Annotated in this window: 26 protein-coding genes; 7 read left to right on the top strand and 19 right to left on the bottom strand. The window is 53.0% G+C overall.

Features of this window, described 5'->3' with window-relative positions:
* Positions 1–141: 141 nt before the first annotated feature.
* The 11 genes from ACX4JR_RS02205 to tsaD all read right to left on the bottom strand — a co-directional run bounded on the left by ACX4JR_RS02205 (position 142) and on the right by tsaD (position 13,347).
* Complete coding sequence (locus tag ACX4JR_RS02205) at positions 142–873, bottom strand: GntR family transcriptional regulator (RefSeq protein WP_476059426.1); 732 nt, start codon at positions 871–873, stop codon at positions 142–144.
* A 176-nt stretch (positions 874–1,049) separates the two neighbouring features.
* Entirely contained in the window at positions 1,050–2,024 is a 975-nt protein-coding gene (locus ACX4JR_RS02200) for an electron transfer flavoprotein subunit alpha/FixB family protein (RefSeq protein WP_476058072.1), read from the bottom strand.
* Between the two features lie 23 nt (positions 2,025–2,047).
* A complete protein-coding gene (locus tag ACX4JR_RS02195; RefSeq protein WP_476059425.1) occupies positions 2,048–2,812 on the bottom strand; it encodes an electron transfer flavoprotein subunit beta/FixA family protein in 765 nt (254 codons plus the stop codon).
* A gap of 322 nt (positions 2,813–3,134) precedes the next feature.
* Positions 3,135–5,819 carry a formate dehydrogenase subunit alpha gene (gene fdhF, locus ACX4JR_RS02190; protein WP_476059424.1) on the bottom strand — a complete coding sequence of 895 codons (2,685 nt, stop codon included), beginning with the start codon at positions 5,817–5,819 and terminating at the stop codon, positions 3,135–3,137.
* Between the two features lie 94 nt (positions 5,820–5,913).
* On the bottom strand, positions 5,914–6,840 hold the full coding sequence (locus ACX4JR_RS02185) for an NADH-quinone oxidoreductase subunit G (RefSeq protein WP_476059423.1): 927 nt from the start codon (positions 6,838–6,840) through the stop codon (positions 5,914–5,916).
* A 16-nt stretch (positions 6,841–6,856) separates the two neighbouring features.
* Entirely contained in the window at positions 6,857–8,809 is a 1,953-nt protein-coding gene (nuoF, locus tag ACX4JR_RS02180; protein WP_476059422.1) for an NADH-quinone oxidoreductase subunit NuoF, read from the bottom strand.
* Positions 8,810–8,825: 16 nt separating this feature from the next.
* Positions 8,826–9,320 carry an NADH-quinone oxidoreductase subunit NuoE gene (gene nuoE / locus ACX4JR_RS02175; protein WP_476059421.1) on the bottom strand — a complete coding sequence of 165 codons (495 nt, stop codon included), beginning with the start codon at positions 9,318–9,320 and terminating at the stop codon, positions 8,826–8,828.
* Between the two features lie 433 nt (positions 9,321–9,753).
* A complete protein-coding gene (locus tag ACX4JR_RS02170; RefSeq protein ID WP_476059420.1) occupies positions 9,754–10,329 on the bottom strand; it encodes a 5-formyltetrahydrofolate cyclo-ligase in 576 nt (191 codons plus the stop codon).
* 21 nt (positions 10,330–10,350) lie between these two features.
* Positions 10,351–10,782, bottom strand: coding sequence for an ACT domain-containing protein (locus tag ACX4JR_RS02165; protein WP_476059419.1), 432 nt, complete (start codon positions 10,780–10,782; stop codon positions 10,351–10,353).
* Positions 10,783–10,859: 77 nt separating this feature from the next.
* Positions 10,860–12,218, bottom strand: a complete 1,359-nt coding sequence (locus ACX4JR_RS02160) for a DUF512 domain-containing protein (protein ID WP_476059418.1) — start codon at positions 12,216–12,218, stop codon at positions 10,860–10,862.
* Between the two features lie 106 nt (positions 12,219–12,324).
* The gene (tsaD, locus tag ACX4JR_RS02155) at positions 12,325–13,347 is read right to left on the bottom strand and encodes a tRNA (adenosine(37)-N6)-threonylcarbamoyltransferase complex transferase subunit TsaD (RefSeq protein WP_476059417.1); all 1,023 of its coding nucleotides are present in this window, start codon (positions 13,345–13,347) and stop codon (positions 12,325–12,327) included.
* Positions 13,348–13,471: 124 nt separating this feature from the next.
* On the opposite strand from tsaD, the gene ACX4JR_RS02150 reads away from it, so the two are divergent.
* Entirely contained in the window at positions 13,472–14,164 is a 693-nt protein-coding gene (locus ACX4JR_RS02150; protein ID WP_476059416.1) for an endonuclease/exonuclease/phosphatase family protein, read from the top strand.
* 24 nt (positions 14,165–14,188) lie between these two features.
* Here ACX4JR_RS02150 and ACX4JR_RS02145 read toward each other — a convergent pair whose 3' ends face one another.
* Positions 14,189–14,941, bottom strand: coding sequence for an SIR2 family NAD-dependent protein deacylase (locus ACX4JR_RS02145; RefSeq protein ID WP_476059415.1), 753 nt, complete (start codon positions 14,939–14,941; stop codon positions 14,189–14,191).
* Between the two features lie 210 nt (positions 14,942–15,151).
* Here ACX4JR_RS02145 and ACX4JR_RS02140 point away from each other — a divergent pair, with 210 nt between their 5' ends.
* A complete protein-coding gene (locus ACX4JR_RS02140) occupies positions 15,152–15,583 on the top strand; it encodes a hypothetical protein (protein WP_476059414.1) in 432 nt (143 codons plus the stop codon).
* A gap of 12 nt (positions 15,584–15,595) precedes the next feature.
* Here ACX4JR_RS02140 and ACX4JR_RS02135 read toward each other — a convergent pair whose 3' ends face one another.
* Positions 15,596–16,012: a zinc ribbon domain-containing protein gene (locus ACX4JR_RS02135; protein WP_476059413.1), complete on the bottom strand. Its 417-nt coding sequence runs from the start codon at positions 16,010–16,012 to the stop codon at positions 15,596–15,598.
* Between the two features lie 271 nt (positions 16,013–16,283).
* On the opposite strand from ACX4JR_RS02135, the gene ACX4JR_RS02130 reads away from it, so the two are divergent.
* Together ACX4JR_RS02130 and ACX4JR_RS02125 are read left to right on the top strand one after the other, a co-directional pair.
* Complete coding sequence (locus ACX4JR_RS02130) at positions 16,284–16,499, top strand: hypothetical protein (protein WP_476059412.1); 216 nt, start codon at positions 16,284–16,286, stop codon at positions 16,497–16,499.
* Complete coding sequence (locus ACX4JR_RS02125) at positions 16,496–16,624, top strand: hypothetical protein (RefSeq protein WP_476059411.1); 129 nt, start codon at positions 16,496–16,498, stop codon at positions 16,622–16,624. The genes ACX4JR_RS02130 and ACX4JR_RS02125 overlap by 4 nt, the downstream gene beginning before the upstream one ends.
* 55 nt (positions 16,625–16,679) lie before the next feature.
* Here the strand turns inward: ACX4JR_RS02125 and ACX4JR_RS02120 are convergent, their stop codons facing one another.
* From ACX4JR_RS02120 to ACX4JR_RS02105, 4 genes are read right to left on the bottom strand one after another with little or no spacing between them, the layout of a single operon-like run.
* Positions 16,680–16,964, bottom strand: coding sequence for a hypothetical protein (locus tag ACX4JR_RS02120; RefSeq protein ID WP_476059410.1), 285 nt, complete (start codon positions 16,962–16,964; stop codon positions 16,680–16,682).
* 25 nt (positions 16,965–16,989) lie between these two features.
* Positions 16,990–17,580, bottom strand: coding sequence for a DUF6657 family protein (locus ACX4JR_RS02115; RefSeq protein ID WP_476059409.1), 591 nt, complete (start codon positions 17,578–17,580; stop codon positions 16,990–16,992).
* A gap of 34 nt (positions 17,581–17,614) precedes the next feature.
* Entirely contained in the window at positions 17,615–17,929 is a 315-nt protein-coding gene (locus tag ACX4JR_RS02110) for a GerW family sporulation protein (protein ID WP_476059408.1), read from the bottom strand.
* Positions 17,930–17,944: 15 nt separating this feature from the next.
* The gene (locus ACX4JR_RS02105; RefSeq protein WP_476059407.1) at positions 17,945–19,726 is read right to left on the bottom strand and encodes an adenine deaminase C-terminal domain-containing protein; all 1,782 of its coding nucleotides are present in this window, start codon (positions 19,724–19,726) and stop codon (positions 17,945–17,947) included.
* 158 nt (positions 19,727–19,884) lie between these two features.
* Between ACX4JR_RS02105 and ACX4JR_RS02100 the strand changes: the two genes are divergently transcribed.
* The 3 genes from ACX4JR_RS02100 to ACX4JR_RS02090 all read left to right on the top strand — a co-directional run bounded on the left by ACX4JR_RS02100 (position 19,885) and on the right by ACX4JR_RS02090 (position 21,146).
* Positions 19,885–20,214, top strand: coding sequence for a hypothetical protein (locus ACX4JR_RS02100; protein WP_476059406.1), 330 nt, complete (start codon positions 19,885–19,887; stop codon positions 20,212–20,214).
* A gap of 70 nt (positions 20,215–20,284) precedes the next feature.
* Positions 20,285–20,971, top strand: a complete 687-nt coding sequence (locus tag ACX4JR_RS02095) for a 4Fe-4S dicluster domain-containing protein (RefSeq protein ID WP_476059405.1) — start codon at positions 20,285–20,287, stop codon at positions 20,969–20,971.
* A gap of 16 nt (positions 20,972–20,987) precedes the next feature.
* Positions 20,988–21,146 carry a hypothetical protein gene (locus tag ACX4JR_RS02090; protein WP_476059404.1) on the top strand — a complete coding sequence of 53 codons (159 nt, stop codon included), beginning with the start codon at positions 20,988–20,990 and terminating at the stop codon, positions 21,144–21,146.
* A 123-nt stretch (positions 21,147–21,269) separates the two neighbouring features.
* Here the strand turns inward: ACX4JR_RS02090 and ACX4JR_RS02085 are convergent, their stop codons facing one another.
* Both ACX4JR_RS02085 and ACX4JR_RS02080 read right to left on the bottom strand, forming a co-directional pair.
* Entirely contained in the window at positions 21,270–21,695 is a 426-nt protein-coding gene (locus tag ACX4JR_RS02085; RefSeq protein ID WP_476059403.1) for a coiled-coil domain-containing protein, read from the bottom strand.
* A gap of 135 nt (positions 21,696–21,830) precedes the next feature.
* Entirely contained in the window at positions 21,831–23,435 is a 1,605-nt protein-coding gene (locus ACX4JR_RS02080) for a putative polysaccharide biosynthesis protein (protein ID WP_476060453.1), read from the bottom strand.
* Between the last annotated feature and the right edge of the window lie 249 nt (positions 23,436–23,684).

Here is a 23,684-nt window from a genome sequence, read left to right as displayed (position 1 = left end):
ATACCTACCTTAATAAGAAGTTGCCGGATTAAACAAAAATTAGCCTCTCGGGGTCTTTTACCGGTTGGTGCCTATCCCCAAGAGGCTGTACGGGAAAATATTTTCTCCTTAGGCCCTTCCACAAATATTCTCATCAAGAAATTATTTGCTGGACTCTGACATTAAGAACCTATTATTCTCTATACACTTTGTAAAAATCTTTTCCTTTTCATACATTACTTCCAGGGCCACCTTGCCAGCATTATTAATGTGTTCTACTGCCCTGTCCCGCGCACCTTCAGCATCACCTTTCAAAATAGCATTTACTATGGCTTCATGTTCCCTTTGAATTTGCTTTCTTCGCTCAAAAACCTGCCACGTGGAGAGTAACAAGATATTCAATTGCCAGCGCATGGTTTCCAGCGTTTTCTCGAGAAGCTTGTTTCCGCTTGCCTGCGCCAGCAGGGAGTGAAATTTTTCGTTATTACTGCTGGCTTTTTTATAGTCTTCCAGCTCTATTGCCTTCCAGCCATCTTCAATTAACTGGACCAAAGCATTTTTCGTTTTTGTTCCGGCTCTTTGTGTAGCCAAGTAAGCCGCCAGTCCCTCAAGATTAGAACGAAGTTCATAAATTTCCTTCACCTGTTCCGGGCTGTACTTGGCCACGGTGGCCCCCTTATTGGGAATCCGCTTAACCAGCCGCTCTTGTTCCAGGAGTTCCAAAGCTTTACGAACGGGAGTCCTGCTCACCCCGAACATATCGGCCAGTTCTCTTTCCATTAACCTTTCTCCAGGTTTATAATAACCGTTTAAAATAATCTCTCGCAATCGCCTGTGAATTTCTTCAACTACGGAGCGGCCTGCCCTTTTTTTGGGCTGTATTACTTTACTCATATTCATAACCGGTTCACCTCTAATTATCGCTTGGAGCCATATTGTCTTAAACTTGTATTAAAGTCTTTCAACAAAAATAATATATATTCCTTTTTTCCATTGAAAAAGGCTGTTAACAAAAACTTATTTGTTAACAGCCCTTTTTATAAGAGATATTATCCCTATTTGCCCAAAACCTACCCCATTATTTTCTTAAACTCTTCTGTCAATAAAGGCACCACTTCAAATAAGTCTCCTACAATGCCGTAGTCGGCAACTTTAAAGATATTTGCCTCGGGGTCTTTGTTGATGGCCACTATGCACTTGGACGACCCCATGCCGGCCAGGTGCTGGATGGCGCCGGAAATACCGCAGGCAATGTAAAGAACCGGGGAGACCGTTTTGCCGGTCTGGCCCACCTGCATGCTGTGGGGAACCCAGCCCGCGTCAACCGCAGCCCTGGATGCGCCTACGGCAGCGCCCAGCACGTCGGCCAGCTCTTCTAAAATCTTGAAGTTCTCGGGCCCCTTCATGCCGCGGCCGCCGCTGACTATTATGTCGGCCTCGGTAAGCTCGGGACGCCCCGATACCTGACGCACTATGTCTTTGATTTGCTGGCGAATGTCTCCAACTTTGGGAGTTACTTTTATGATTTCGGCGTCTTTTTTATTTTCCTGGGCCGTGAAGGCATTGGGGCGGATGGTTGCCATTACGGGACGGGCCTCGGGACAGCGGGCCTTTACGAATGCTTTGCCGGCGTATATGGGACGGGTGAATACCAGCTGCCCGTCTTCCAGGGCCATGTTTATACAGTCGCTCATCAGGCCGGTTTCCAGCCGCTGGGCCACCTGGGCCGCCAGGTCCCTGCCGAATACGGTGTAGCCCAGCAGGAAGGCGTAGGGCTCTTTTTCTTTGATTAAGTCGACAATTACATTGGTGTAGCCGTCGGTGGTGTAGTTTTCAAGGGCATTGTCTTCAAGGAGGAATATTTTGTCCGCGCCGTAGTCGCCAAGGGAAGGGGCCAGGCCGGCAATGTCTTTGCCCGCCAGCACCGCGCAAAGCTCCTGACCCAATTCATCCGCTATTTTGCGGGAAGCGGTTAATATTTCATAGCTAACTTTTTTTATTTTGCCGTCAAGGTGTTCTGCAAATACCCAGATGCCTTTTGCCATTTACATACCCTCCCAGTCTTTGCTTAGATTATTTTTGCTTCTTCATGCAGCAGCCTGGCCAGTTCGCGGGCAGCGTCGGGGGCCTCTCCTTCGATTATTTTGCCTGCCTTGCGGGGCTCGGGCAGTGAGTAGGAGAGTGCCTGTATTTTGCTGGTGACGGCGTCTGCCCCCACATCGGCAGCTGTTTTTTTGTCCATGGGTTTTTTCTTGGCTTTCATGATGCCCTTCATGGAGGGGTAGCGGGGTTCGTTCAGTCCTTTTTGGGCTGTTATGACGGCGGGAAGGGGTACTTCGATTATTTCGCTGCCGCCTTCAATTTCCCGGGTGACAATTGCCTTGCCGTCGGATACTTCCAGCTTAATTGCCATGTTTACAACGGGAAGGCCCAGTATTTCCGCCGTCCTGCCGGCAACCTGGGCGGAGCCGTCGTCAATGGCCCTCCAGCCGCCGAGGATTATGTCATATTCCATGCTGCTTAAGGTTTTGGCTAAAATGGTTGCCGTGGCGTATTCGTCCATTTCTTCCGCGCCGGGGTCCACCAGCACGGCCTTGTCGGCGCCCATGGCCAGGGCCTGGCGCAGCGCATCCTGCACTTCCGGGCCGCCTATGCTGACTACTGTAACTTCGCCGCCGTGTTTCTCTTTGAGCCTGAGGGCTTCTTCTACGGCAAATTCATCGTAAGGATTGATAATTAAGCTTACGCCACTGCGGTCGATCTTACCGTCGCCGGTTAATTTGATTTTTGCTTCGGTGTCAAAGGTTTGCTTGAGGCATACTACGATGTTCATGGGCTTCCTCCTTTGCTTTATTTTTTAATGCTGCCCCGCGCAGCCTTTCTCTGTTGTTTTAAAAAACTCAGGAGCAAAAAACATGCCACCATTTAAATACCCTCTACAGCACGCTACTTTTATAAATATCGATGCATATTTACATCGTACTGATATATGCATTTATGCATGTTTTCTTAATAAAAGCTTATTAAATGTAAACCATCATGGTAATGCAGATTTGCAAGTATCCCGACCGAACCAGTTCTGGATTCAAATGGGAAAAAGCGCCGGCAAAAGTTAAACCTTACCGGCGCTTTTTTCCATCAACCTTATCCCGCCTTCAGGACACCTTTTCCACCCGCACCGCGCAGACCTTCAATTCGGGAATCTTGGCCACGGGGTCCCTTTGCGGGTTGGTGAGCCTGTTTATGGCCACCTCCGGGAAGTGGAAGGAGGTAAATACCAGTCCCTCGGGCACGGTACCGCACACCCGGGCCTTGACTTCCACGCTGCCCCGGCGGGAAGTTACCTTGACACTGTCACCGCTGGCAATGCCCAGCTTTTGGGCATCCTTCTCGTTGATTTCCAGGAACTCCTCCCCGTAGTACTCTTCCAGGGCTCCAGTACGCTGGGTCATGGTACCGGTATGGTAATGGAAGTGCCTGCGCCCGGTGCTGAGTACCAGGGGATATTCCTCATCCGGCTGCTCTGCCGGGGGCACATATTCCACGGGAGTGAACTTGCCCAGTCCCCGCACAAATTTATCCTTATGCAGATAAGGAGTTCCGGGATGGTCAGGGGCCGGGCACGGCCACTGTATGCCGCCCTTCTCCAGGCGGGCGTAAGAAATCCCGGCATAAGAAGGCGTCAGGGACACTATTTCGTTGAAAATTTCCTCGGGTGAAGCGTAATTCATGGGGTAGCCCATGGCCGTGGCCACGGCACAAATTATTTCCCAATCGGCCCTGGCTTCCCCCACGGGCTCAATGGCCTTGCGCACCCGCTGCACCCGGCGCTCACTGTTAGTAAAGGTACCGTCCTTTTCAGCAAAACTGGCGGCCGGAAGCACCACATCCGCCAGTTGGGCCGTCTCAGTCAGGAAAATATCCTGCACCACCAGGAAATCCAGGCTCTCCAAGGCGTGCACCACGTGTTCGCCGTCCGGGTCAGACAGTACCGGGTTTTCTCCCATAATGTACATGCCCCGCACGCTCTTGCCGGCGGCTTCCATCATCTCGCCCACGGTGAGGCCGGGCTCCGCCGGCAGGGCATCCACGTTCCAGGCCCTGGCAAACTTGGCCCGCACCTCGTCCAGGACCACCCCCTGGTAGCCGGTGAAAACATTGGGCAGGGCGCCCATATCGCAGGCCCCTTGCACGTTGTTCTGGCCCCGGAGCGGGTTCACGCCGCTGCTCTCTTTGCCAATGTGCCCGCACAGCATGGCCAGGTTGGCCACCGCCAGAACGTTGTGGGTACCGCAAATGTGCTGGGTGAGCCCCATGGTGTAAAGAATCGTGCCCTTCTCGGCCTTAGCGTAGCCCCGGGCCACTTCTCTAATGGTGCCAGCGGGAATTCCCGTAATACCCTCCACGTACTCCGGAGTGTACTTGGCCACGGTACCCTTCAGGGCCTCGAAATTCTCGGTGCGGCCGGCAACAAATTCCTTGTCGTACAATTCCTCGGCAATAATTACATTGGCCAGCCCGTTCAAAAGGGCAATATCGGAGCCCGGTTTAATCTGCAGGTGGTAGCGGGCCAGCGAGGCCACTTCGGTCTTCCGCGGGTCCACCACCGCCAGGATGGCCCCCGCCCTCACGGCCTTTTTAACCTGCAAACCGATAATGGGGTGGGACTCGGTGGTATTGGTGCCGATGGCCAGAATAAAGTCAGCACCGGCTATTTCCTTTATGCTGTTGGTCATTGCGCCGCTCCCGAATGCAGTCGCCAGACCGGCGACGGTAGGAGCGTGTCACAGGCGGGCACAGTGATCGATATTGTTGGTACCGAGCACCGCGCGGGTAAATTTTTGCATGAGATAGTTTTCTTCATTGGTACACCGGGCGGAACTCAATACCGCCAGGGTCCCGGGGCCGTGCTCCTCCTTGATGCGGCCCAGCTTCTCGGCCACCAGGCTTATGGCCTCTTCCCAGGTGGCCTCCTTGAATTCCCCGTTCTTTTTAATAAGCGGCCTGGTCAGGCGGTCGGGGTGGTGGATAAAGCCGTAGCCGAAGCGTCCCTTCACGCACAGCGCCCGGCCGTTCACGTCGCCGTCGCAGGAGGTGACACCCACCACTTTGCCGTCCTTGACGTTGAGGTCAAAGTTGCAGCCCGTTCCGCAGTACGGGCAGGTGGTTCTGACCTTTTTGACTTCCCAGGTGCGGGCCCGGCTCCGCAGGCCCTTTTCCTGCAGGGCCCCTGTGGGGCAAACGGCCACGCAGTTGCCGCAGAAGACGCACTCCGACTCCGAAAGGGGCACGTCCATGGCCGGGGTTACCTTGGTATTAAAGCCCCGGTAGGCAAAGTCCACCACGTTCTTGCCCTGTATTTCCGCGCACGCTCGCACGCACTTGCCGCAGAGAATGCACTTGTTCATGTCCCGCACGATAAAGGGGTTATCGCCCTCTACGTCATAGGCATGGCGCTCGCCGGCAAAGCGGGCCTCCTTCACCCCGTAGTAATAACAGTAATCCTGCAGCCGGCAGTCGCCGTTCTTGCCGCAAGTGAGGCAGTCCATGGGGTGATTGGCCAGGAGCAGCTCCAGTATGGTCTTCCTGGCCTCAACAACCGCCGGCGATTCGGTGTAAACCTCCATACCTTCCCTTACCTCTGTAACGCAGGAGGCAGGCAGATTGCGCATGCCCGGAATCTCCACCACGCAAAGCCGGCAGGCCCCCACGCTGGTCAATTCCGGGTCGTGGCAGAGGGTAGGAATGAAAAACCCGGCCTGCCGGGCGGCCTCCAGCACGGTGGTACCCCTGGGCACGGTAACCTGCTTGCCGTTGATGATCAGGGTTACTTCCGCCACTTAAATCCTCCCTCCTTTTTCGGGGGAATTTTTCCAAGTTAAATTCTACTTATTAAAGATAACATTTCCGTAGAAAAACTCCCCCAAATCGCCGTTACTTCATGTCAATAATTTTATTGATAAGGTCCCTGATGCCAAGGGCCTCGGCCCAGGGTGCCTGCACGAATTCCCCGTCCTTCTTGAGCATGGGGGGTGCCGGGTCGTCACAATATTTCAGCTCAAGGGCCAGGCGGCCCTTCAGGCAGAGGGGGCGCCCCTTCCCCGGGGCTTTGGGGGTTACGGCAATAACCCGCCCGTCCTTGATGTTGAGGTCAAAGATACAGCCGCTGTCGCAGAAGGTACAGGTAACCGGCTTCTTTTCAATTTCCCAGGTCCGCCCCTTACCCATAAGGGGCTTGAACATCAGGGCCCCTGTGGGGCAAACGGCCACGCAGCGCCCGCAGTAAACGCAGTCGGACTCGGCCAGGGGAGTGTCCATGGCCGTGGCCACCTTGGTATTGAAGCCGCGGTAGGCAAAGTCGATAACGCTTCTGTCTTCAACCTGGGCGCAGGTTCTCACACAGCGCCCGCAGAGAATGCACTTATTGTGGTCCCGGACGATGTACGGGTTGCTGTCGTCAATGGGATGGTCCTTTTTGGCCCCCTTAAAGCTGCTTTCCTTGACCCCGTAGCGGAAGCAGTAATCCTGCAGGCGGCAGTCGCCGTTCTTTTCACAGGTAAGGCAGTCCATGGGGTGATTGGCCAGGAGCAGCTCCAGTATGGTCTTCCTGGCCTCTATTACCGCCGGCGACTCAGTGTAAACCTCCATACCGTCCATAGCCTCGGTGGCGCAGGAAGCAGGCAGGTTGCGCATACCGGGAATTTCCACCACGCATATACGGCAGGCCCCGTACCTGGGGGAGTCCGGGTCGTGGCAGAAGGTGGGAATAAATATTCCTGCCCTGGTGGCCGCATCCAGCACAGTGCTGCCCCTGGGAACGGTCACCTTCACCCCGTCTACGGTCAGGGTAACAGACGCCACAATTATCCCTCCCCTCTCAGGCCGTCTCCACGGCGCCGAACTTGCAGTTAATCATACAGCTACCGCACTTAATGCACTTGGAAGCATCGATCTTATGCGGCTGTTTCTTTTCCCCGGTAATGGCCCCTGCCGGGCAAACCTTGGCGCACTTGCCGCAGCCCTTGCACTTTTCTTCGTTAATCCGGTAGGTCAAAAGAGCCGCACAAGTGCCGGCGGGGCAGCGCTTGTCCTTGATGTGGGCCTCGTACTCGTCCCGGAAGTAGCGCAAAGTGGACAAGATGGGGTTGGGACAGGTCTGGCCCAGGCCGCAAAGGGCGGTATTTTTAACAACCCTGGCCAAACGCTCCAGGGTATCTATATCTTCCTCTTTACCTTCTCCGTTACAAATGCGGGTGAGGATCTCAAGCATCCGCTTGGTGCCCTCGCGGCAGGGAGTACACTTGCCGCAGGACTCCGACTGGGTGAAGGTCAGGAAAAAACGGGCCACATCCACCATACAGGTAGTTTCATCCATTACCACCAGGCCGCCCGAGCCCATCATGGCACCGGCAGCGGTCAGGGAATCGTAGTCCACCGGCAGGTCAAGCTTTTCTTCCGGCAGGCAGCCGCCCGAGGGGCCGCCTATTTGCACGGCCTTGAACTTCTTGCCGTCCTTGATGCCGCCCCCTACACCGAAAATGATTTCCCGCATGGTAATGCCCATGGGAACCTCTACCAGGCCGGTGTTGTTTACCTTGCCGGTGAGGGCGAAAATCTTGGTTCCCTTGCTCTTTTCAGTTCCCTGGGAGGCATACCACCGGCTGCCTTTCCTGATGATGTGGGGAACGTTGGCATAGGTCTCCACGTTGTTCAGGTTAGTGGGCTTGCCCCAAAGTCCCTTCTGGGCCGGGAAGGGCGGCCTTACCCGGGGCATACCCCGGTTACCCTCGATGGAAGTTAAAAGGGCCGTTTCCTCACCGCACACGAAGGCCCCGGCACCGGCCTTGATTTTAATCCTGAAATTGAAGCCGGAATTGAGTATGTTATCGCCCAAAAGGCCGCACTCTTCGGCCTGGGCAATGGCTATTTTCAGGCGGTGAATGGCCAGGGGATACTCGGCCCGGACGTAAATGTAGCCTTCATCGGCGCCCACGGCATAGCCGCAAATAATCATACCTTCCAGCACGGCATGGGGGTCGCCCTCCAGCACGCTGCGGTCCATAAAGGCGCCCGGGTCTCCCTCGTCGGCGTTACAAACAACATATTTCTTATCCCCCTCCGCCTGGCGCACAAAGTTCCACTTGAGCCCCGTGGGGAAGCCGGCGCCCCCGCGACCGCGCAGCCCGGAACTCTTGACTTCTTCGATAACCTCTTCAGGCTTCATTTCAAAAAGTACCTTGGTAAGGCCGAGATAACCGTCATTGGCTATATAGTCACTGATGGCTTCCGGGTTGATATGCCCGCAATTGGACAGCACCAGGCGCTTTTGCTTGGCGTAAAAGGGCACGCTCTCGTAAGTTCGGGCCACTTCGCCGGTGGTGGGGTCCTTGTACAGCAGGCGCTCCACCACCTCGTCCCCCATCAGGTCCTTTTCCACGATTTCCGGGATATCCTCTTCCTGCACACCGGTATAAAAAGTCTTGCGGGGCTCTACGATCATGAGGGGCCCCTGCTCGCAAAAGCCGTGACAGCCGGTTATTTTAATTTCCACCCTATCGGTGAGGCCCTTTTTCTTGATTTCCTCTTCCAGGGTCTTCACCAGCCTGGGGGACCCGGAGGAGGTACAGCCGGTACCGGCACAGATAAGCACCTGCCGGTAGGCCGAATCCGCCGGCACGTGAATCCGGTTTAAGAAATTTTGCCGCTTCTCCCGGCAGCTTTCATCGTCATGGCAAAGGGGACCTTCCCTGCGGCACTTTATAAAATCCTTACAGGGAGTTTGCGGTGTGTGCTGGCACTTATCGCAACACTTATCAATTAGCCTGTTCACCAGGGCAACCTCCTTCCTACTCGTACTTGTCCAGGATGCCGGCTGCCTTATCCGGGGTAAGGCGCCCGTGGGTATCGTCGTTTACCATCATAACCGGGGCCAGGCCGCAGGCACCGAGGCAGGCCACGGTTTCCAGGGTATAGCGCAGGTCTTGAGTGGTTTCGTTGCGCCCCACGCCCAACTTTTGAGAGATGGCGTCAAAGACCTTGGCCGCACCCCGCACGTGGCAGGCCGTTCCCTGACAGACACGGATAATATTGCGCCCCCGGGGCTTCAGGTGAAACTGGGCGTAAAAAGTAGCCACGCCGAAGGTCTTACTGAAGGGAATGCCCAGTTCCCTGGAAATCCGCTGCATTACTTCCCTGGGAAGATAGCCGTAAATTTCCTGGGCTTCCTGTAAAACGGGAATTAATGCCCCCGCAGTGCCCCGGTATTTTTCAAACACCTTGTTAAGGGCATCCTGCTTGGACTGTTCATCATTATGTCCGCACCCGCACTGACAACCAGACAATTATGTTCCCTCCTCCCTCTCCAATTTGGACCAATTTTTTACTTACATGATAAGTCTGGTAAAAGCCTGCATCCAACTCTAATTCTGCTTTCGGACACTATTTTGATTCGCGTTTGGATTTTGAAATTCCTTCAAAATTTCAGACTTTTTAAATAAGGATTAGTTGTTTAAGTCGTTCTTTAAAAAACACCGGCGTAAAAGGCCGGTGTCTTGTAAAATGATAATGGTCAAACCGGGAAAAATGTACATAAAAAAGCAAGGAGATAAGCATCTCCTTGCTTTAGCGTTTAGTTCCCTTAACATAATTTAACAGGATGCATTCCTATAAGTTGTAACCATTTTCACTACAACATTGCTCCACCGATTTCGGCTTTGGCTCGGACCGGACTCATAGTTTTTTCCACAAAAAAATACCTTGATATTCCAGTATTATTTATCTCCTGCAGTCAATTATCCTTTTTTCAGTAACAATAACGTGAACCGGGCAGTCGTGCTCACCGGGGTAAACACTGGGCCTGATTTGCAGCTCAAAGGCCGGGGCCAGCCAGGTGCAGCCTTTCCCGGTGAGGGGCAAAAAGCGGTCATAAAAACCTCCCCCGTAGCCCAGGCGGTTTCCCGCCTCATCGAAGGCCACGCCTGGAACTATCACCAGGTCCAGCTCCCCCGGGTCCAGGGGGCGCAAACATTCCGGCCGCGGCTCCAGGATACCGTAGGTCCCGGGGGCCAGGTCCCCGGGAAAATCCAAAAGCAGGGAAGGGATAAGGCGCTTGCCCTTCAAATCGGTTAAGGGCACCGAAACCCTTTTCCCGTCAGTCATGGCGGCACGGATCAATTCCCCGGTTTGAACCTCGTTTTTGAAATCCATGAAGGCCATTATCGACCTGGCCCGGCGGTATTCTTCCATGGACAAAACAGTCCGGGTGATCTTCGCGCTTTTTTCGGCCACCTCCTGGGCGGAAAGCTCCATGCGCTCCTTTATAACCTTTTTTCTCAACTCTTTTTTGGACACTTTAATTCCTCCAAAATCACTCTAGATGGTGTAAACTTTATCTCCCTCAAGGACACGAAACCCGTTTTTCTGCAATGCCTCAATGGCCTCATCCAGCCTTTCCACCCTGAAGACCACCAGGGCGGCATTAGAAGCTTTTTGCAGGAAGGCGTAGAGATACTCTATATTAACGCCCACCCCGTGCAGTACCTCCAGGGCCCGGGCAAGGCCGCCGGGCTCATCGGCAACTTCCACGGCAATTACCTCGGTGCTGCTGACGGTGAACCCTTCCTCTTTCAACACTTGATAGGCTTTGTCCGGGGCATTTACTATCAGCCTCAGGATGCCGAAGTCAGTGGTATCGGCGATGGAAAGGGCCCTTATGTTGATGTTGTGCTTGCCCAGGGCTTTGGTTACCTGGGCCAGGCGCCCGGCTTTGTTCTCCAGGAAAACTGATATTTGTTTGACTTTCATGGGAATGCCTCCTTTCAATTAAGGCCGGTTATTTGTAACTAAAATATATTATATCTCCCGCCCGCCCACAACCCGTTTTACACTATTTCCACGGGCAGGCCGTTTTTTTCTCCCACTTCCCGGAAGGAGCGCCCTGTTAAGTCCCGGCCCAAGTGGTCAAAGGCCGCCGGCGGAAGAAGCACCAAATCCGGACGCCAGCAGGGGTGTTTTTGCAAAAATTCTTTTACTGCTTCAATCATGTCTTCCACCACCAAAAGACCCGCGGCACCGATGGATCCCCCGAAAAAGCGGTTGGGGCAGGCAGCTACCTTCCACTCAAAGCCGTCGCCGAACATGTTCATGGCCAGGCGGGCCGCTTCCCGGGCCAGGGTGGAAGTTAACACCAAAACCCTTTGCGCCCTGTGCCGGCGGGCTGCCCTCCCCGCGTCTTCCCATTCCGGGCCCAGGTCGTACTCCATAACCACCCCGGGGGATTCTCCCTTCTTTTTTTCCAGGCGGCAGGCAAATGTTTTATTATCCCGCTCCAACAAAATCTCCGGGCAGCCGCCGTCCCGGAACCGCCTGAAGGCATCCACCCGGGAATAAGGCCTCACCCCGTCAATACTTTTTATAACATCCCCCGCCCTGATCCCGGCCCGCTCCGCCGGGGAACCGGCTATCACCCCCGCTATTTCAGGGCATAAATTATTTACAGCAGGGGGCTCACAGGTAACGGGCACCGGCACCCTGTTTCGCAGCCCGGCCATAAGCCGGCGCACCCCGGCCGGCAAATCAGGTGGAAAGCGCAATATGTCCGGGGCCAGCCGGGTATACCCGGGGATAAAAACGCGTATGGTTTTGGCCCCCTCCCGGGCCAAATACAATATGGTTTCCTCCAGGTCATTCCAGCCATAGACATGGGGCATGGCCACCAGGCTGCCGTGGAATTCCAAATTTGCTTCCTTTAACAGTTTTACGCACCTTACAGCCCGTCCGGCTGACTTATCTCCCATCATTTCAGCCCGAATTCGGAGATTGCAACTGTTCAGGGACAAATATAAAGTCACCTTTCCCAGGCGGGATAAAAAGGAAACCATGTGCTCGTCTAAAAGGCTGCCGTTGGTGGTGATTTGAACGGGCGCGCGGGGCAGGCGCCGGCGCACAAGGCGAAGGATTTCTTTTATATAGGGATGAGTAAAGGGCTCCCCCTCCGAGATGCGGGTGACCGACTCCCCGATGATGACCGGGCGCCCCTCATCCATAAAATCAAGGCTTTGCCCTATATCTTCGAGGCTCCTGGGGGCAACGGCATATACCTCCGTCCCGGGGGGATTTTGCCGGTTGCTGCAAAAAATACACCTTACGTTGCACGTAGAAGTCACAGGTAAAATATTGGCCTGCTGGGCGCTGTACAGCATTAAAGCTCTTATATACTCCTCATTTTTACATTTGCTCATAATTTCTCATCCACATGGGAAATCTCTTATGTATCAAGTTATTAACAGACTTATCCACATTATCCACAGAAAAAGCATTCACAGCAGTGGATAAATCAGTGAATAATCAGTATTTTTCTTCCCCCAATTTAAGATTGGGAACTGCATTCAAGGTCAGCGGGGCAAAATCTTCCCGCAGATACTTATAATATCCCGCACAGGCAATCATAGCCGCATTGTCGGTACATAAAACAGGCGGGGGGAATACCAGCTTTATTCCTTTATCTCCGGCCTTTTTGGACAGCTGTTTCCGCAAAGCCGAATTGGCCGCCACGCCGCCGGCCAGCATTACCACCGGTATACCGTACTTGCCGGCGGCAGCTATGGTTTTATCCACAAGTACATCCACCACCGCCTGTTGAAAACTGGCGGCCAAGTCCTTTTTATTCACAATTTCCCCCCGCTGCCCGGCTCTGTGGATATAATTTATCACTGCCGTCTTTAAGCCGCTGAAGCTGAAATCCAGGCTGCCCTCCTCCAGGTAAGCCCGGGGCAAATCCACAGCCGCGGGGTCCCCTCCCCGGGCCGTGCGGTCTATGGCCGGCCCGCCGGGATAACCCAGCTCCAGCACCCGGGCCACCTTGTCAAAGGCTTCCCCGGCCGCATCATCCCTGGTGCGGCCTACCACCCGGTAATCGCCATGCCGGTTCACCAGCACCAGATCAGTATGCCCCCCGGAGACAACCAGGCAAAGCAGCGGAAAGGGTAAATCAGGATTGTCCAGGAAGTTGGCGTATACGTGCCCCTCCAGGTGATTTACGCCTAAAAGGGGTATATCCAGGGCGTAGGCCAGCGCCTTGGCGGCCGCCACGCCCACCAGCAGCGCCCCCACAAGGCCGGGGCCGTAGGTTACGGCCACGGCATCCAATTCCCCGAATCCCACCCCGGCCTCGTCCAGCGCTTCCTGGATTACGGCATTAATCATCTCCAGGTGCTTGCGGGAAGCCACCTCCGGCACAACCCCGCCGAATTTTTTATGTACATCCACCTGGGATGATATGATATTGGAGCGCACCTCCCGCCCGTCCACCACCACGGCAGCGGAAGTTTCATCGCAAGAAGTCTCTACACCCAGTATAATTACACCCATGCATATCCCACCATATCACCAAAGATTTGTAACCGGACTATAATTATACCATAAATTTACTTATCCATAATTATCACCGAATTGAGCTTAATAATATAAGCGCCTTTGGAAAGGAGATTTCCCCATGCTTAAATGCATCAGGTTCGCTACCTTTAATATCCGGTACGGGAAGGGCATCGACGGCAAACTTTCACTTAAGCGGGTGGCCGAAACCTTGAAAAAAATTAACGCCCACGTAGTGGGCCTGCAAGAAGTGGATAATTTTTTACCCCGCAGTTTTTTTCAAAAACAGGCTCAAAGACTGGCCCGGTACCTGGGCACAGAATATGCCTTCGCGCCGAATCTTCGCTTTACCCGTTTTTCCGGTTTCGGCAATGCCGCTTTAAGCAAATTTCCCATTCTCAAAACAGGCAACCTTCCGCTTCCCGGGAAACTGGAGCAGCGCGGGCTTCAATACTGCCTGCTTTCCCTTCCGGAAGCGGGGCCCCTGTACTTTTTCAATACCCACCTGGGGCTTTCCACCGAAGACAGGTCCGCCCAGGCCCGGGCCATTGCCGAAGCCCTGCCCGGAGCCGGCAATCCGGTTGTCTTAACCGGTGATTTCAACACCCCGCCGGGCGCCCCGGAATTAAAGCCCCTTTTGGCACACCTGCGGTACGCCGGAGGTAAACCTCTTCTCACTTTCCCCGCCGATAAGCCGCAACATGCCCTCGACCACATTTTTATTTCCCGGCATTTCCGGGTAATAGAGCGTAAAGTGGAAAAAAGCCGGGCCTCCGATCACCTGCCGCTGGTGTGCACCCTGGAATTAATTTAAAATTCGGCGTACCAGGCACCTTTTTTAACTTAACTTTAACCCCAGTTTCTCCATAAGGTCCCCGAAAACCTTCCCTGTGGAATCGTTAATGACAATTTCGGCCTTGTCATCCCAGGAAGTGGGCGTTTTGTTGATAATAACAACCCGGCGGGCAAACTCGGGCAAACCGGCCACGGGATAAACCGAAAGGCTGCTGCCGGCAACTATCAATAACTGGCAGCCGCTCAGCACCTGGCAGGCCTGAAAGAAATCCTCGTTCATGGGATCTCCGAAGAGAACTACGTTGGGGCGCAAAACACCCTTGCACTCGGCGCACAGCGGCGGGTTGGAGCCGCTCTCCACCTGCCGGACCAGGTACGAAAATTCATAGTTTCTGCCGCAATTCATGCACCGGCAGGTGCGCAAGTGCCCGTGCACCTCCCATACCCTTTCAGACCCCGCCTTTCTGTGCAAGCTGTCTATGTTTTGCGTAATGGTTCCCACCAGGTAGCCTGCTTTTTCCAAGCGGGCAAGGGCCAGGTGAGCGATATTGGGCTGCGCGTTCCCGTAAGCCACCCAGCGCTCGAGATTAACGGAATAAAATTTGGCCGGGTCTTTACGCAGGGCGCTTATGCTGGATACCTTGGCGGGGTCCAGCTTTTCCCACAACCCGCTCCCGGGACTGCGGTAATCAGGTATGCCACTTTCCGTACTTATACCGGCGCCGGTTAGGGCAAAGGTCTTTTTGGATTCCCTAATCAAGCCGGCCAGGGCTCTTACTTTTTCGCGGTAGTCCATGGAACACCCCCTGTTTGAAACTTTTGGAAAATATATACCCATTATGGGATATTCCCGAAGCCATGTCAATACAATTATCACAAGAAGTATGCATACCGGCAGGGAAAAATCGACAAAAGTAGAAGTAAGTTAATTTAACCATTGCAAAGGATAATCTGCATCTATGCTTCACGGGCACTAAATTAATTCCATATGTGAGGAGTGGAACAAATGATAAATTTAATGGATTTGTTTATGAAAAGACTTAAAAAAGAAAAAAAAACAAGCAATACCCCACAAAATAAGATTCCGGAAGAAAGTCGGGAAAGAACTTCCCGGCCCCGTTATGTCAAACTGGTGGAGGAAATTGACCGCATGGTTGAAGAAGGGGAAATATGCCGGCTATCAAAACAAGAAGGTCCCAAAATGATCACCTATTTCTACAGCAAGCGAAAAATAATGAATATAAATAAAAACTCCGACCCTCCCCGAACTTATTTTTTGTTTTCGGGGGCCAGGTATAAGGCCCGGGAACTGGATGCGGAAGGCCTGCGCCCGGTTTCAAAAAATGAGGCCAGGCAAAAGCGCTACGGGCCGGTTAAAGCATTATATACCGGCAGTGACCCGCAAATAATAAAAAGTATGCTTAAAGGCTTAAAATAAGAAAACCGCAGCCTATCCGCTGCGGTTTTCCCGATCTTCCACCACTTTGAGCCCGCAGTAACTGCAGTATATTCCACCTTTGGGCAGCTCCTCGTTACATTCGGGGCAGACAGGCACACTGGGCTGCAGGCTGGCTATCTGTTCTTCTAGGGCCCTGGCTTCAGCTTCCAGCTCCCTGGTGGCCTCCAAAAGCCTGTCTATCTCCGGCTGTAACCCCTCTTCCCCGTTGTATTGCTGGTAAACCAGAAGACCCAATCCGGCCAGGTTGTTTTCCATTTCCCTTTCCAACTTTGACAATTCAAATTTTATTTTGGCGACTTCCACCAGGGCGGAAGACTTTTTGCGAATTTCCCGGGCCCTGGCGGTGAGATCCTTTGCCTTATCAGCCAATCCCTTGGCTTTATCACTCATCTTTTGCAGGAATTCCACTTAAAACGCCCCCTTTATTTTTTAATTTTTGTACACAAAATCCTCCAAAGCAAATATCCACAGAAAAAACAGGGGATGCACTTTTCTCCGAAGTAATTTATAATGGAAAGCGAGAATAAATCTGCCTCCCAGAGGTAAAATAGGAAAAATCCTCCGGGATTTTTATATTAACTTCCGCGGGACAAGCCGGGGGTAACCACAGGTACATTATACCATACAGGTAAATTTTAGCAAGTTTTAGTTATTTTAAACTTATCCGGAGGTGGGGAAAATGAGCGTAATAACGGATTACCGGGTAAACCAGCTGAACAACGGCCAATTGGTAAGCGTGGAAATTACCTGCTGCGGCAAGCGGATAGGTGAAATACGGTTCAAAGACGGTACCAGCCTGAAATGCCCCGGCTGTAACACCGTCCATACCCTGAAAATACAACATAATCATTTTCACTTAACTCAACAAAAACAAGAAGGAGGAACTGCTGAATGACGGAAAAAAGGAGAGGTAAAGAAGGGCCTCCTGCAAAGCCGTACCGGCTAATACCCAGGGAAATCTACGCCGAGCCCATACCCTGCAAAGAAGATAGTACTCCAGGAGCAGGGCAAGAGGAGTAATTTGCCAAATATTTTGCCCCGAGGTAAACCTCGGGGCAAAAACGGGTATAATACCTTACTCCCCCTTTTTTAACAAAGATATGCCGCTGGAAGTAAGGGTTAGCGGGAAGCTCTGAATATAACCGGCACGCAGGAAAAAAGAGGGCCTGTGGGCCGGCTTTTTAACAAGCCCGTTTTCCAGGAAATATTTAACGTAAGCTATGGCTTCCTCATCGGAAAGCCCCAGCCTTTCCATCACCTTTGGCATGGCCTCATGGGGAAAAAAAGATTCCATCTGGGCATGATACATTTCCCTTAAAACTTTTAAATACCTTTTTTCCTTCATACCTGCGGTACTCATTTAACCACCTTCACCACTTGAAGGATTACTCTGTCTCCCGTATTTTCTGGCGTAACTGCTCCAGGGCAGGCATAAACTTCTCGTTAACCTTCCCCAATAACTTGGCCCACTCTTCATGGAACTGAGGATGCCTTTCCGGGTTGACCCGCACTCCGGGCCCCAGCCGAATTCCCCTCTTCTGCATTGTAGAATTTATACGGGCGCTAAAATCCCGCTTGAGGGACTCGCGGGCCTGTTCCCTGGCCTGCATGTAATACTGAAACAAATGTTCCAGCTCGCCCATAATAGGGGCCAGGAATTGCTTGTTTTTTTTAATCTCCACCAGGCCCTCCATTATCCGGCGGTTATCCTGCAGGGCCTGCTCATTTTCAGGCAAAGCCAGCCTGCTTAAAAGGGTCTCTTCCACCGCCTCTAAAACCACTTTTCGTTTTTTGCCCTCGTATTGTTTCAGGGCGGCGGACAACTTAAATTGAGGTTCTTTCAGGTAACGGCCTGCCAATTTTTGCCCTTCCGGCCGGTATTCCATACGCAATATATCTTGAGGAGAAACATTCTTGCTTCTTTCTTCAAACCTTTCTAAAGCCTTTTCCCAGGCTGTCTTTATTCTGTCTCCCATAACTCAACCTCCAAACCGGAATCACCCGTTTATTCTACATGTTATCATTATACTCCTCCTCCACCAGCCGGGACAACTCCGGTATCACTTCAGCCAATTCCCCGGCTTTTTCCCCCCGGTGCAGGGGATAAACGGAAACATCGTTATTCTCCTTAATAACTATAACGGCACGGGGCTCCACGCTGACTCCCCCGGCCCCGCCAAATGAGCCGCAACCCAAACCCAATTTTAAGGAAATGACCGGAACCAGGGTAATGGAACCGGTGACCACGGGCTTTCCCAGCACGGTTTTTGAATCGGCAAGGCTTTCCAATCCAGAAAGTATGGCTTGCAAACTCCCTTGAAACATTTAAATCCCTCCGGGTCATAACTTCCGACTGGGAAGCAATACACGCCGGCTCTTTACCTCAAACAACCCTTCCGGAGACAGGCGCAATTCCGGAAGATGGGTTGCCGACAGAAACAGCAAGGTATAATGCAAGTCATAATGCCTGTGCCCCCGTTCTTCCACCAGGCGGCAAAGGCGCCCGAAGTTATCCATGTAATAATCACATTGCTCCATACTCATTTTTTCCCCCAGGGAAAGGGGCAGCTCCAGCAGCGTAGAGCCGTTTTCAATTAACACCGAGCCGCCGCCCAGCTCAAACACACGCCGGGCCGCCAGGGCCATATCTTCCGGATTGCGACCCAGCACCAGCACACCGCCGGCGGTGGTATAGGTAGAGGCCAGGCCTCCCACATTATCGGCAAAACCGGCTATCAGGCCGCTGCTAACCCATTTTAATTCCCGGTCCAGCAAAGCGGCATAATGAAGTCCCGGCAGGTCTTCTACATCCAGCCAGCCGTGCCTTTCCGGTATATTTTTATCCCTTCGCCTTGTAATCACCGGGTTGACCAGCTCAATAACGGGAAAGGGCCTGCCCGCTGCACCTATCAAAAACAGATCCGGGGATACGTCTTTAGGCCGGAAAATTTCCTTTAACCCATATCTTTGCCAATTTTCTTCCATAAAATTTATGCTGGGGACCAAATTTTCAGCAACAACCTTCCCGTCCGCCACCACCAGGGAAGGGGTAGGGTTTTCCAGGGCGTCCAGCACCAGTATATCCGCCAGGCGCCCCGGGGCAATTCCCCCCAGCTGGTCGTCCAGGCCGTAGTACGTGGCCACATTCAACGTGGCCATGGCATAGGCCTCAACCGGCGGCACTCCTTCCTCCATAACCAGCCGGAGAAGATAATCGGTAAAGCCCTTTGTGGGCATGGGCGGGACCGTGGCATCCGTGGTCAGTATAACCCGCCCCATATTCACACCTGATTTCAGCAATCCCCTTATCAATGCCGGCAGGTCCGGGCGCAAGTGGCTGTACCTTAAAGTGGCATAATACCCCAGGCGCAGGCGCCGCAGCGCCTCACCCGCATTCAAACTTTCGTGGCAGGCGGTCACCCCGGCCGCGCCCAAGGCATTCAAGGTATCCAGGGAGGCCCCGGAGGCATGCCCCTCCACCTTTTTGCCCAGCTTCTTGGCATTAATCATATTTTCCACCATCTGGTCGTCGCCGGCAAGCAGCGCCGGCCAGTCGGTAAGCTCCCCCACCTGGCGAACGGAGGTGGAATCAAGAAATTCCATAACCCTCCCGGGGCTGAACTTTGCCCGGGCCCCCTGCGAGAATGTTTGGGGGTCAAGCCTGGCGCTCCACAGGATTTTTACAGGCAGTTGCTGCAAATCCTTTACAAGTTTCCCCAACCCCTCCGGCTCCAAAAGCTGGAAAAGAAATAAATTATCATAAACCAGAGTAGTGGTGCCCCTGGTTAAGGCCACCCGGGTAAGAGGAAAAAGAACCTGGGTGGGGAAAGGGTGGGCGTGGGGCTCTATATATCCCGGGCAAAGAAACCGGCCGGACACGTCAATTACGGTGGTCTCCGGGCCCACCATGGCCTCGGACTCCCCCACGTAGGCAATATAGGCACCGCTAACGGCCACATTGGCCCTCCAAAGCTCCCGGGTATACACGTTTATCACCGTACCGCCCCGGAAATAAATATCGGCCGCCTCCTCACCGCGGGACACCCTGATCAGCTTTTTATACTCTTTTTTGTTCAGCGGGCGCAACCTGGCATCAGACAACGCTATCCCTTCTTTTGCCATTTTTTTTACCCATTATATCAGCCCGGCACGGATACTTCCACTTATTGCGGACAGGCCTGCAGGGCAAAATATAAGTGGAAACACCTGACCCCTGTAGAAAGTGAGGACCCACATTGCAAGCCAGGATATACCCTTTTCCCTCCCAGGATGACTTAAATATGATACAAATTGCCATAAACGCCTTTTTACTTACCCAAAGCAGCATCTCCCGGAAGCTTATGCTCCGTTCAATCCGTAAAATTCTCGACCGCTACCGCATCTCCCGGCTCCAATTCACCGGCTTCACGGTAGAAGCGGTAAAAGGCGGCTACGCGGCAATTTACGCCCGCCGCTTCATTCAGGGAGATCTCTGCCCTCACTGCGGCGAGCCCATTTACCCGGCCGACAGCCGCGTGCGCATACTGAGCATAAAAGAAACCCCCTGCAGGCACACCGTAACCTACGGCTGCAAGTGCGGGGCCGTATTCGGGAAGCACGAGCCCGTATAATCCCCGGCAAATGAAAATTCATTAATTATTTGATATACTTTATTAACAAAATAAAAAAGGTGGTATCAAAATGGATATTGTCAGTGAACTTAAATACTTCGCCCTCAGCCAGGGCTTGGCCGCCATAGGGGCGGCACCGGCTGCCGCTTACTCCGGGGCCCCGGAGGGACACCGCCCGGAGGAATACCTGCCCGGCGCCAAAACGGTCATCACCTTCTCCTATCCCATGAATCGCACGGCAATATTGAACCTCCCCCGCACCCGCAGCCAGTATATGATGGAATTCAATACCGTAAACCAGCTGATTTCCCAGGCCGCCCACAAAATCGCCCGCATGCTGGAAGAAAAAGGTTACCCCAGCCTAGCCGTCAGCCCGGAGGCCGCCATCGGGGACTACCCGCGCTTGAAGGCCGATTTCTCCCACAAACACTCCGCCGTGCTCTGCGGGCTGGGCCAGTTCGGTTTAAACAACCTCTTGCTTACCCCCAAATACGGGCCCGGAGTCAGGCTGGGCAGCGTCATTACCGAAGCGGAAATTACACTGGACAGCCCCCCCATAGAGGGAAGCCTTTGCGACAACTGCGGCAAGTGTACGAAAGCCTGCCCCGCCGGGGCCCTGGAAAGGTATCGGGAAAACTACTCCCCTTCCACCGGCAGGCCCATGGACAAAGAAAAGTGCGCCCACTACATGTTTGTGACCCAAGGCGGCAAACGCTGCGGCCTGTGCATAAAAGCCTGCCTGGAAAGATTCGCGTAAAGTGGAGATGTTGGAATTGAGCAAAAGCTTCCTGCTCATGACGATAACCTGCTTCTCGGCAATAGGAGTATATTACCTGGGTGCCCGGCTCCTGCCGGACATCCCGGCTGCGGCCCTGGGTATTTTAACGGCGGTGCTGCTTTCCTGGCTTTTTTCCCGGCGCACAACAAAATAACAACTGCCGGTAAACCCCCGGCAGTTGTTATTTATTTCTCTTCTGCCACTTTATGCCGCAGTAAAAAAATATCTCTATTTGGGGGAATTTTTCCACGGAAACATTATCTTTAATAAATAGAACTTAACTTGGAAAAATTCCCCCAAAATTATGCTGGTTCACCATGTTCACGGTATATAAAACATTACCTTCAATGTCGGCAAGCTTATTTAAAATCCTTTCAGCAAAAGAATTCTGACCTTTTTCAAATACATTGAAGGAGGCCTCCAAATTGTTCATTCTCTTTTCAAGCTTGTCCATTTTCTTTTCAAGCTTATCCATTCTCTTTTCAAGCTTGTCCATTCTCTCTTCAAGCTTACCAATTTTTACCTCCAAATTGGTAATTTTGCCTTCCAGATAATTTATTTTCTCTTCCAGAGAACTCAACCTGGCAGAATTCTCTTCTACCCGGTGTTCCAGTCCCTTGACCAGGCTGTATAACTCCTTTTGGCCGTCAATAATGTTTTTTAGTTGTTCCAACACCATATCTTCAAAGCTTTTACCGGCCACCTGCAATCATCCTCTCAAGCATTTTCTTAATATCTACCATAAAAGCCGATGAATTTCACCCTGGAAAAGCCTACCTGAGAAGAAACATTTCTTCATTATTTGCTGCTTGCTTTAAAAATCCAAATTTATCGCTATCTACCGCCCCAGCTTCCTTATTATTAAGGCCAGCTTTTTCCCAACGCCGGGTATCTCCCCCACCTCCCGGGATGAAATGCCGCCCACCAGCACCACCGCGGGAGCATAAATCAAAACCCCGGCTCCCACAGCAGCAAGGGTGGCCCAGTTATTTCCCATCTGCGGGGCCAGTATACCGTACACCTTTAATGTGCCCAGCGCCATTATTAAAACTGCCACCCCGGGACGCAGTACCGTTTTGCCGGCATCAAAATCGAAGCCCACCCGCCGGCTGACTGCCAGCATATTCAATAAGGAAGAAACCACAAACATAACCACCGTTCCCAGGGCGGCGGCCCGCACGCCGAGGACAGTGGGAGTCAAGTAATAAGTTATGCCCACCTTGAACAATATGCCGACCAGCAAGCTGCGCACCGGAATGTCGGCCCGGCCCAGGCCCTGCAATACCCCGGAGGTCACTAGGTGTACCGACCAGAAAATAACTACCCAGGAAACCCAGGCCAGGGGAATTCCGGCCGCCCTGTTGGCAAATACCAGGTCCGTTAAATTGGGAGCAAGTATAAAGAGTCCCACGGCAGCAGGAAGGGAAAAAACAATAGCCAGCCTTACGGCCCCGGAAACCTGCCGGCGGACGTGCAAAAAATTGCGGGCGGAACAAGCCTCCGCCACCGAAGGCACCAGGCTTGCCCCCAGGGAGGCCGCAAAGGCTATGGCAATGTTTATAAAGGACATGGCCATTTGGGTAAACTGGCCGTAAAAAGCCGTAGCCTGGCTGAGGGAATACCCCACCAGCTGCAGGCGGCCTATTATTAACTTATTATCTAAAATACCCGTAAGGGCCATGGCGATACTGGCAAAAGAAATGGGTATGGCGGTGGCAAAAATCTTTTTCAATAAAGATAAGGTTCCTTCTCCCCTGCCGCTTACATCCCTGGCCATAAGGCGGTAAAATTCACCGCGGTAAAGCCAGTGATAAAACAGCATAATCCCCAGGGCCGCAGCCGCCCCGGGAATGGCGCCCAGGTTCCCCCCGGCGGCAGCCCTGGCCAACCCCTGGGGAAGAAACAGGTAGGCCAATACCAGCGTCCCGATAACCAGCATAACCTGGTCGGCCACCTGGGACACCGCCACCGCCGTCATATTCCTGACCCCCTGGAAAAGGCCGCGGTAAGCCGCGGTGACGGCGGCAAAAAACACCACCGGGGAAATGGCCCGCAGGCCGTTATAGCACCTGGGATCGGCAACTATGCCGCTTTCCACAAGCCAGCCGGCCCCCAAGTAAAGAACAAGGGATGCCGCCAGCCCCAGAACCAGCATGGAAAAACGGGCCAGGCGAAAGGCCCGGTACGCATCCCTATACCGCCCGGCCGCCATTTTTTCAGATACCAGCCTGGCCACGCCCACCGGAATGCCCGCCGACGTCAGGGTGAAAAAAAGCAAATAAAATTGATTGGGCACCCCGTAAATGCCCAATCCCTCGTCTCCCAAAAGACGCCCCAGGGGCACCCTGTATACCGCCCCCAGCACCCGGATAAAAATCCCGGCCGCCGCCAGCACCAGGGCCCCCTTGATTACCGATTGCCTGTTAAAGCCTGACCTGGACACCAATATCTCAAACTCCTAATCCGGACAGATATATATTCTGTACCATTATACAATTTTCCATACCATCTTTTTACCCCGGAGACAGCGAAAATTCCTGCACTATTGTTCTGCCGGCAAAAACACCGCAAAAAATATGTCCACCTTTACCCCTGCCGCCACATTCAGGTTAGAGCGACAATTAAAGGTTCGGCCCCGGTGGTTTACAATCAAGTGGAACAATGCTAATATGATAACTAAATTAAAATGGGC

It is taken from the genome of Desulfofundulus sp. JL263-se, assembly GCF_056316025.1.
This window is presented reverse-complemented; position numbering and strand designations above follow the sequence as displayed.

Coding starts and splice junctions, on each gene's coding strand:
- ACX4JR_RS02205 (WP_476059426.1), bottom strand. CDS start 873: ATGAGTAAAGTAATACAGCCCAAAAAAAGGGCAGGCCGCTCCGTAGTT.
- ACX4JR_RS02200 (WP_476058072.1), bottom strand. CDS start 2,024: ATGGCAAAAGGCATCTGGGTATTTGCAGAACACCTTGACGGCAAAATA.
- ACX4JR_RS02195 (WP_476059425.1), bottom strand. CDS start 2,812: ATGAACATCGTAGTATGCCTCAAGCAAACCTTTGACACCGAAGCAAAA.
- ACX4JR_RS02165 (WP_476059419.1), bottom strand. CDS start 10,782: ATGAAAGTCAAACAAATATCAGTTTTCCTGGAGAACAAAGCCGGGCGC.
- ACX4JR_RS02160 (WP_476059418.1), bottom strand. CDS start 12,218: ATGAGCAAATGTAAAAATGAGGAGTATATAAGAGCTTTAATGCTGTAC.
- tsaD (WP_476059417.1), bottom strand. CDS start 13,347: ATGGGTGTAATTATACTGGGTGTAGAGACTTCTTGCGATGAAACTTCC.
- ACX4JR_RS02150 (WP_476059416.1), top strand. CDS start 13,472: ATGCTTAAATGCATCAGGTTCGCTACCTTTAATATCCGGTACGGGAAG.
- ACX4JR_RS02145 (WP_476059415.1), bottom strand. CDS start 14,941: ATGGACTACCGCGAAAAAGTAAGAGCCCTGGCCGGCTTGATTAGGGAA.
- ACX4JR_RS02140 (WP_476059414.1), top strand. CDS start 15,152: ATGATAAATTTAATGGATTTGTTTATGAAAAGACTTAAAAAAGAAAAA.
- ACX4JR_RS02130 (WP_476059412.1), top strand. CDS start 16,284: ATGAGCGTAATAACGGATTACCGGGTAAACCAGCTGAACAACGGCCAA.
- ACX4JR_RS02125 (WP_476059411.1), top strand. CDS start 16,496: ATGACGGAAAAAAGGAGAGGTAAAGAAGGGCCTCCTGCAAAGCCGTAC.
- ACX4JR_RS02120 (WP_476059410.1), bottom strand. CDS start 16,964: ATGAGTACCGCAGGTATGAAGGAAAAAAGGTATTTAAAAGTTTTAAGG.
- ACX4JR_RS02115 (WP_476059409.1), bottom strand. CDS start 17,580: ATGGGAGACAGAATAAAGACAGCCTGGGAAAAGGCTTTAGAAAGGTTT.
- ACX4JR_RS02110 (WP_476059408.1), bottom strand. CDS start 17,929: ATGTTTCAAGGGAGTTTGCAAGCCATACTTTCTGGATTGGAAAGCCTT.
- ACX4JR_RS02105 (WP_476059407.1), bottom strand. CDS start 19,726: ATGGCAAAAGAAGGGATAGCGTTGTCTGATGCCAGGTTGCGCCCGCTG.
- ACX4JR_RS02100 (WP_476059406.1), top strand. CDS start 19,885: ATGATACAAATTGCCATAAACGCCTTTTTACTTACCCAAAGCAGCATC.
- ACX4JR_RS02095 (WP_476059405.1), top strand. CDS start 20,285: ATGGATATTGTCAGTGAACTTAAATACTTCGCCCTCAGCCAGGGCTTG.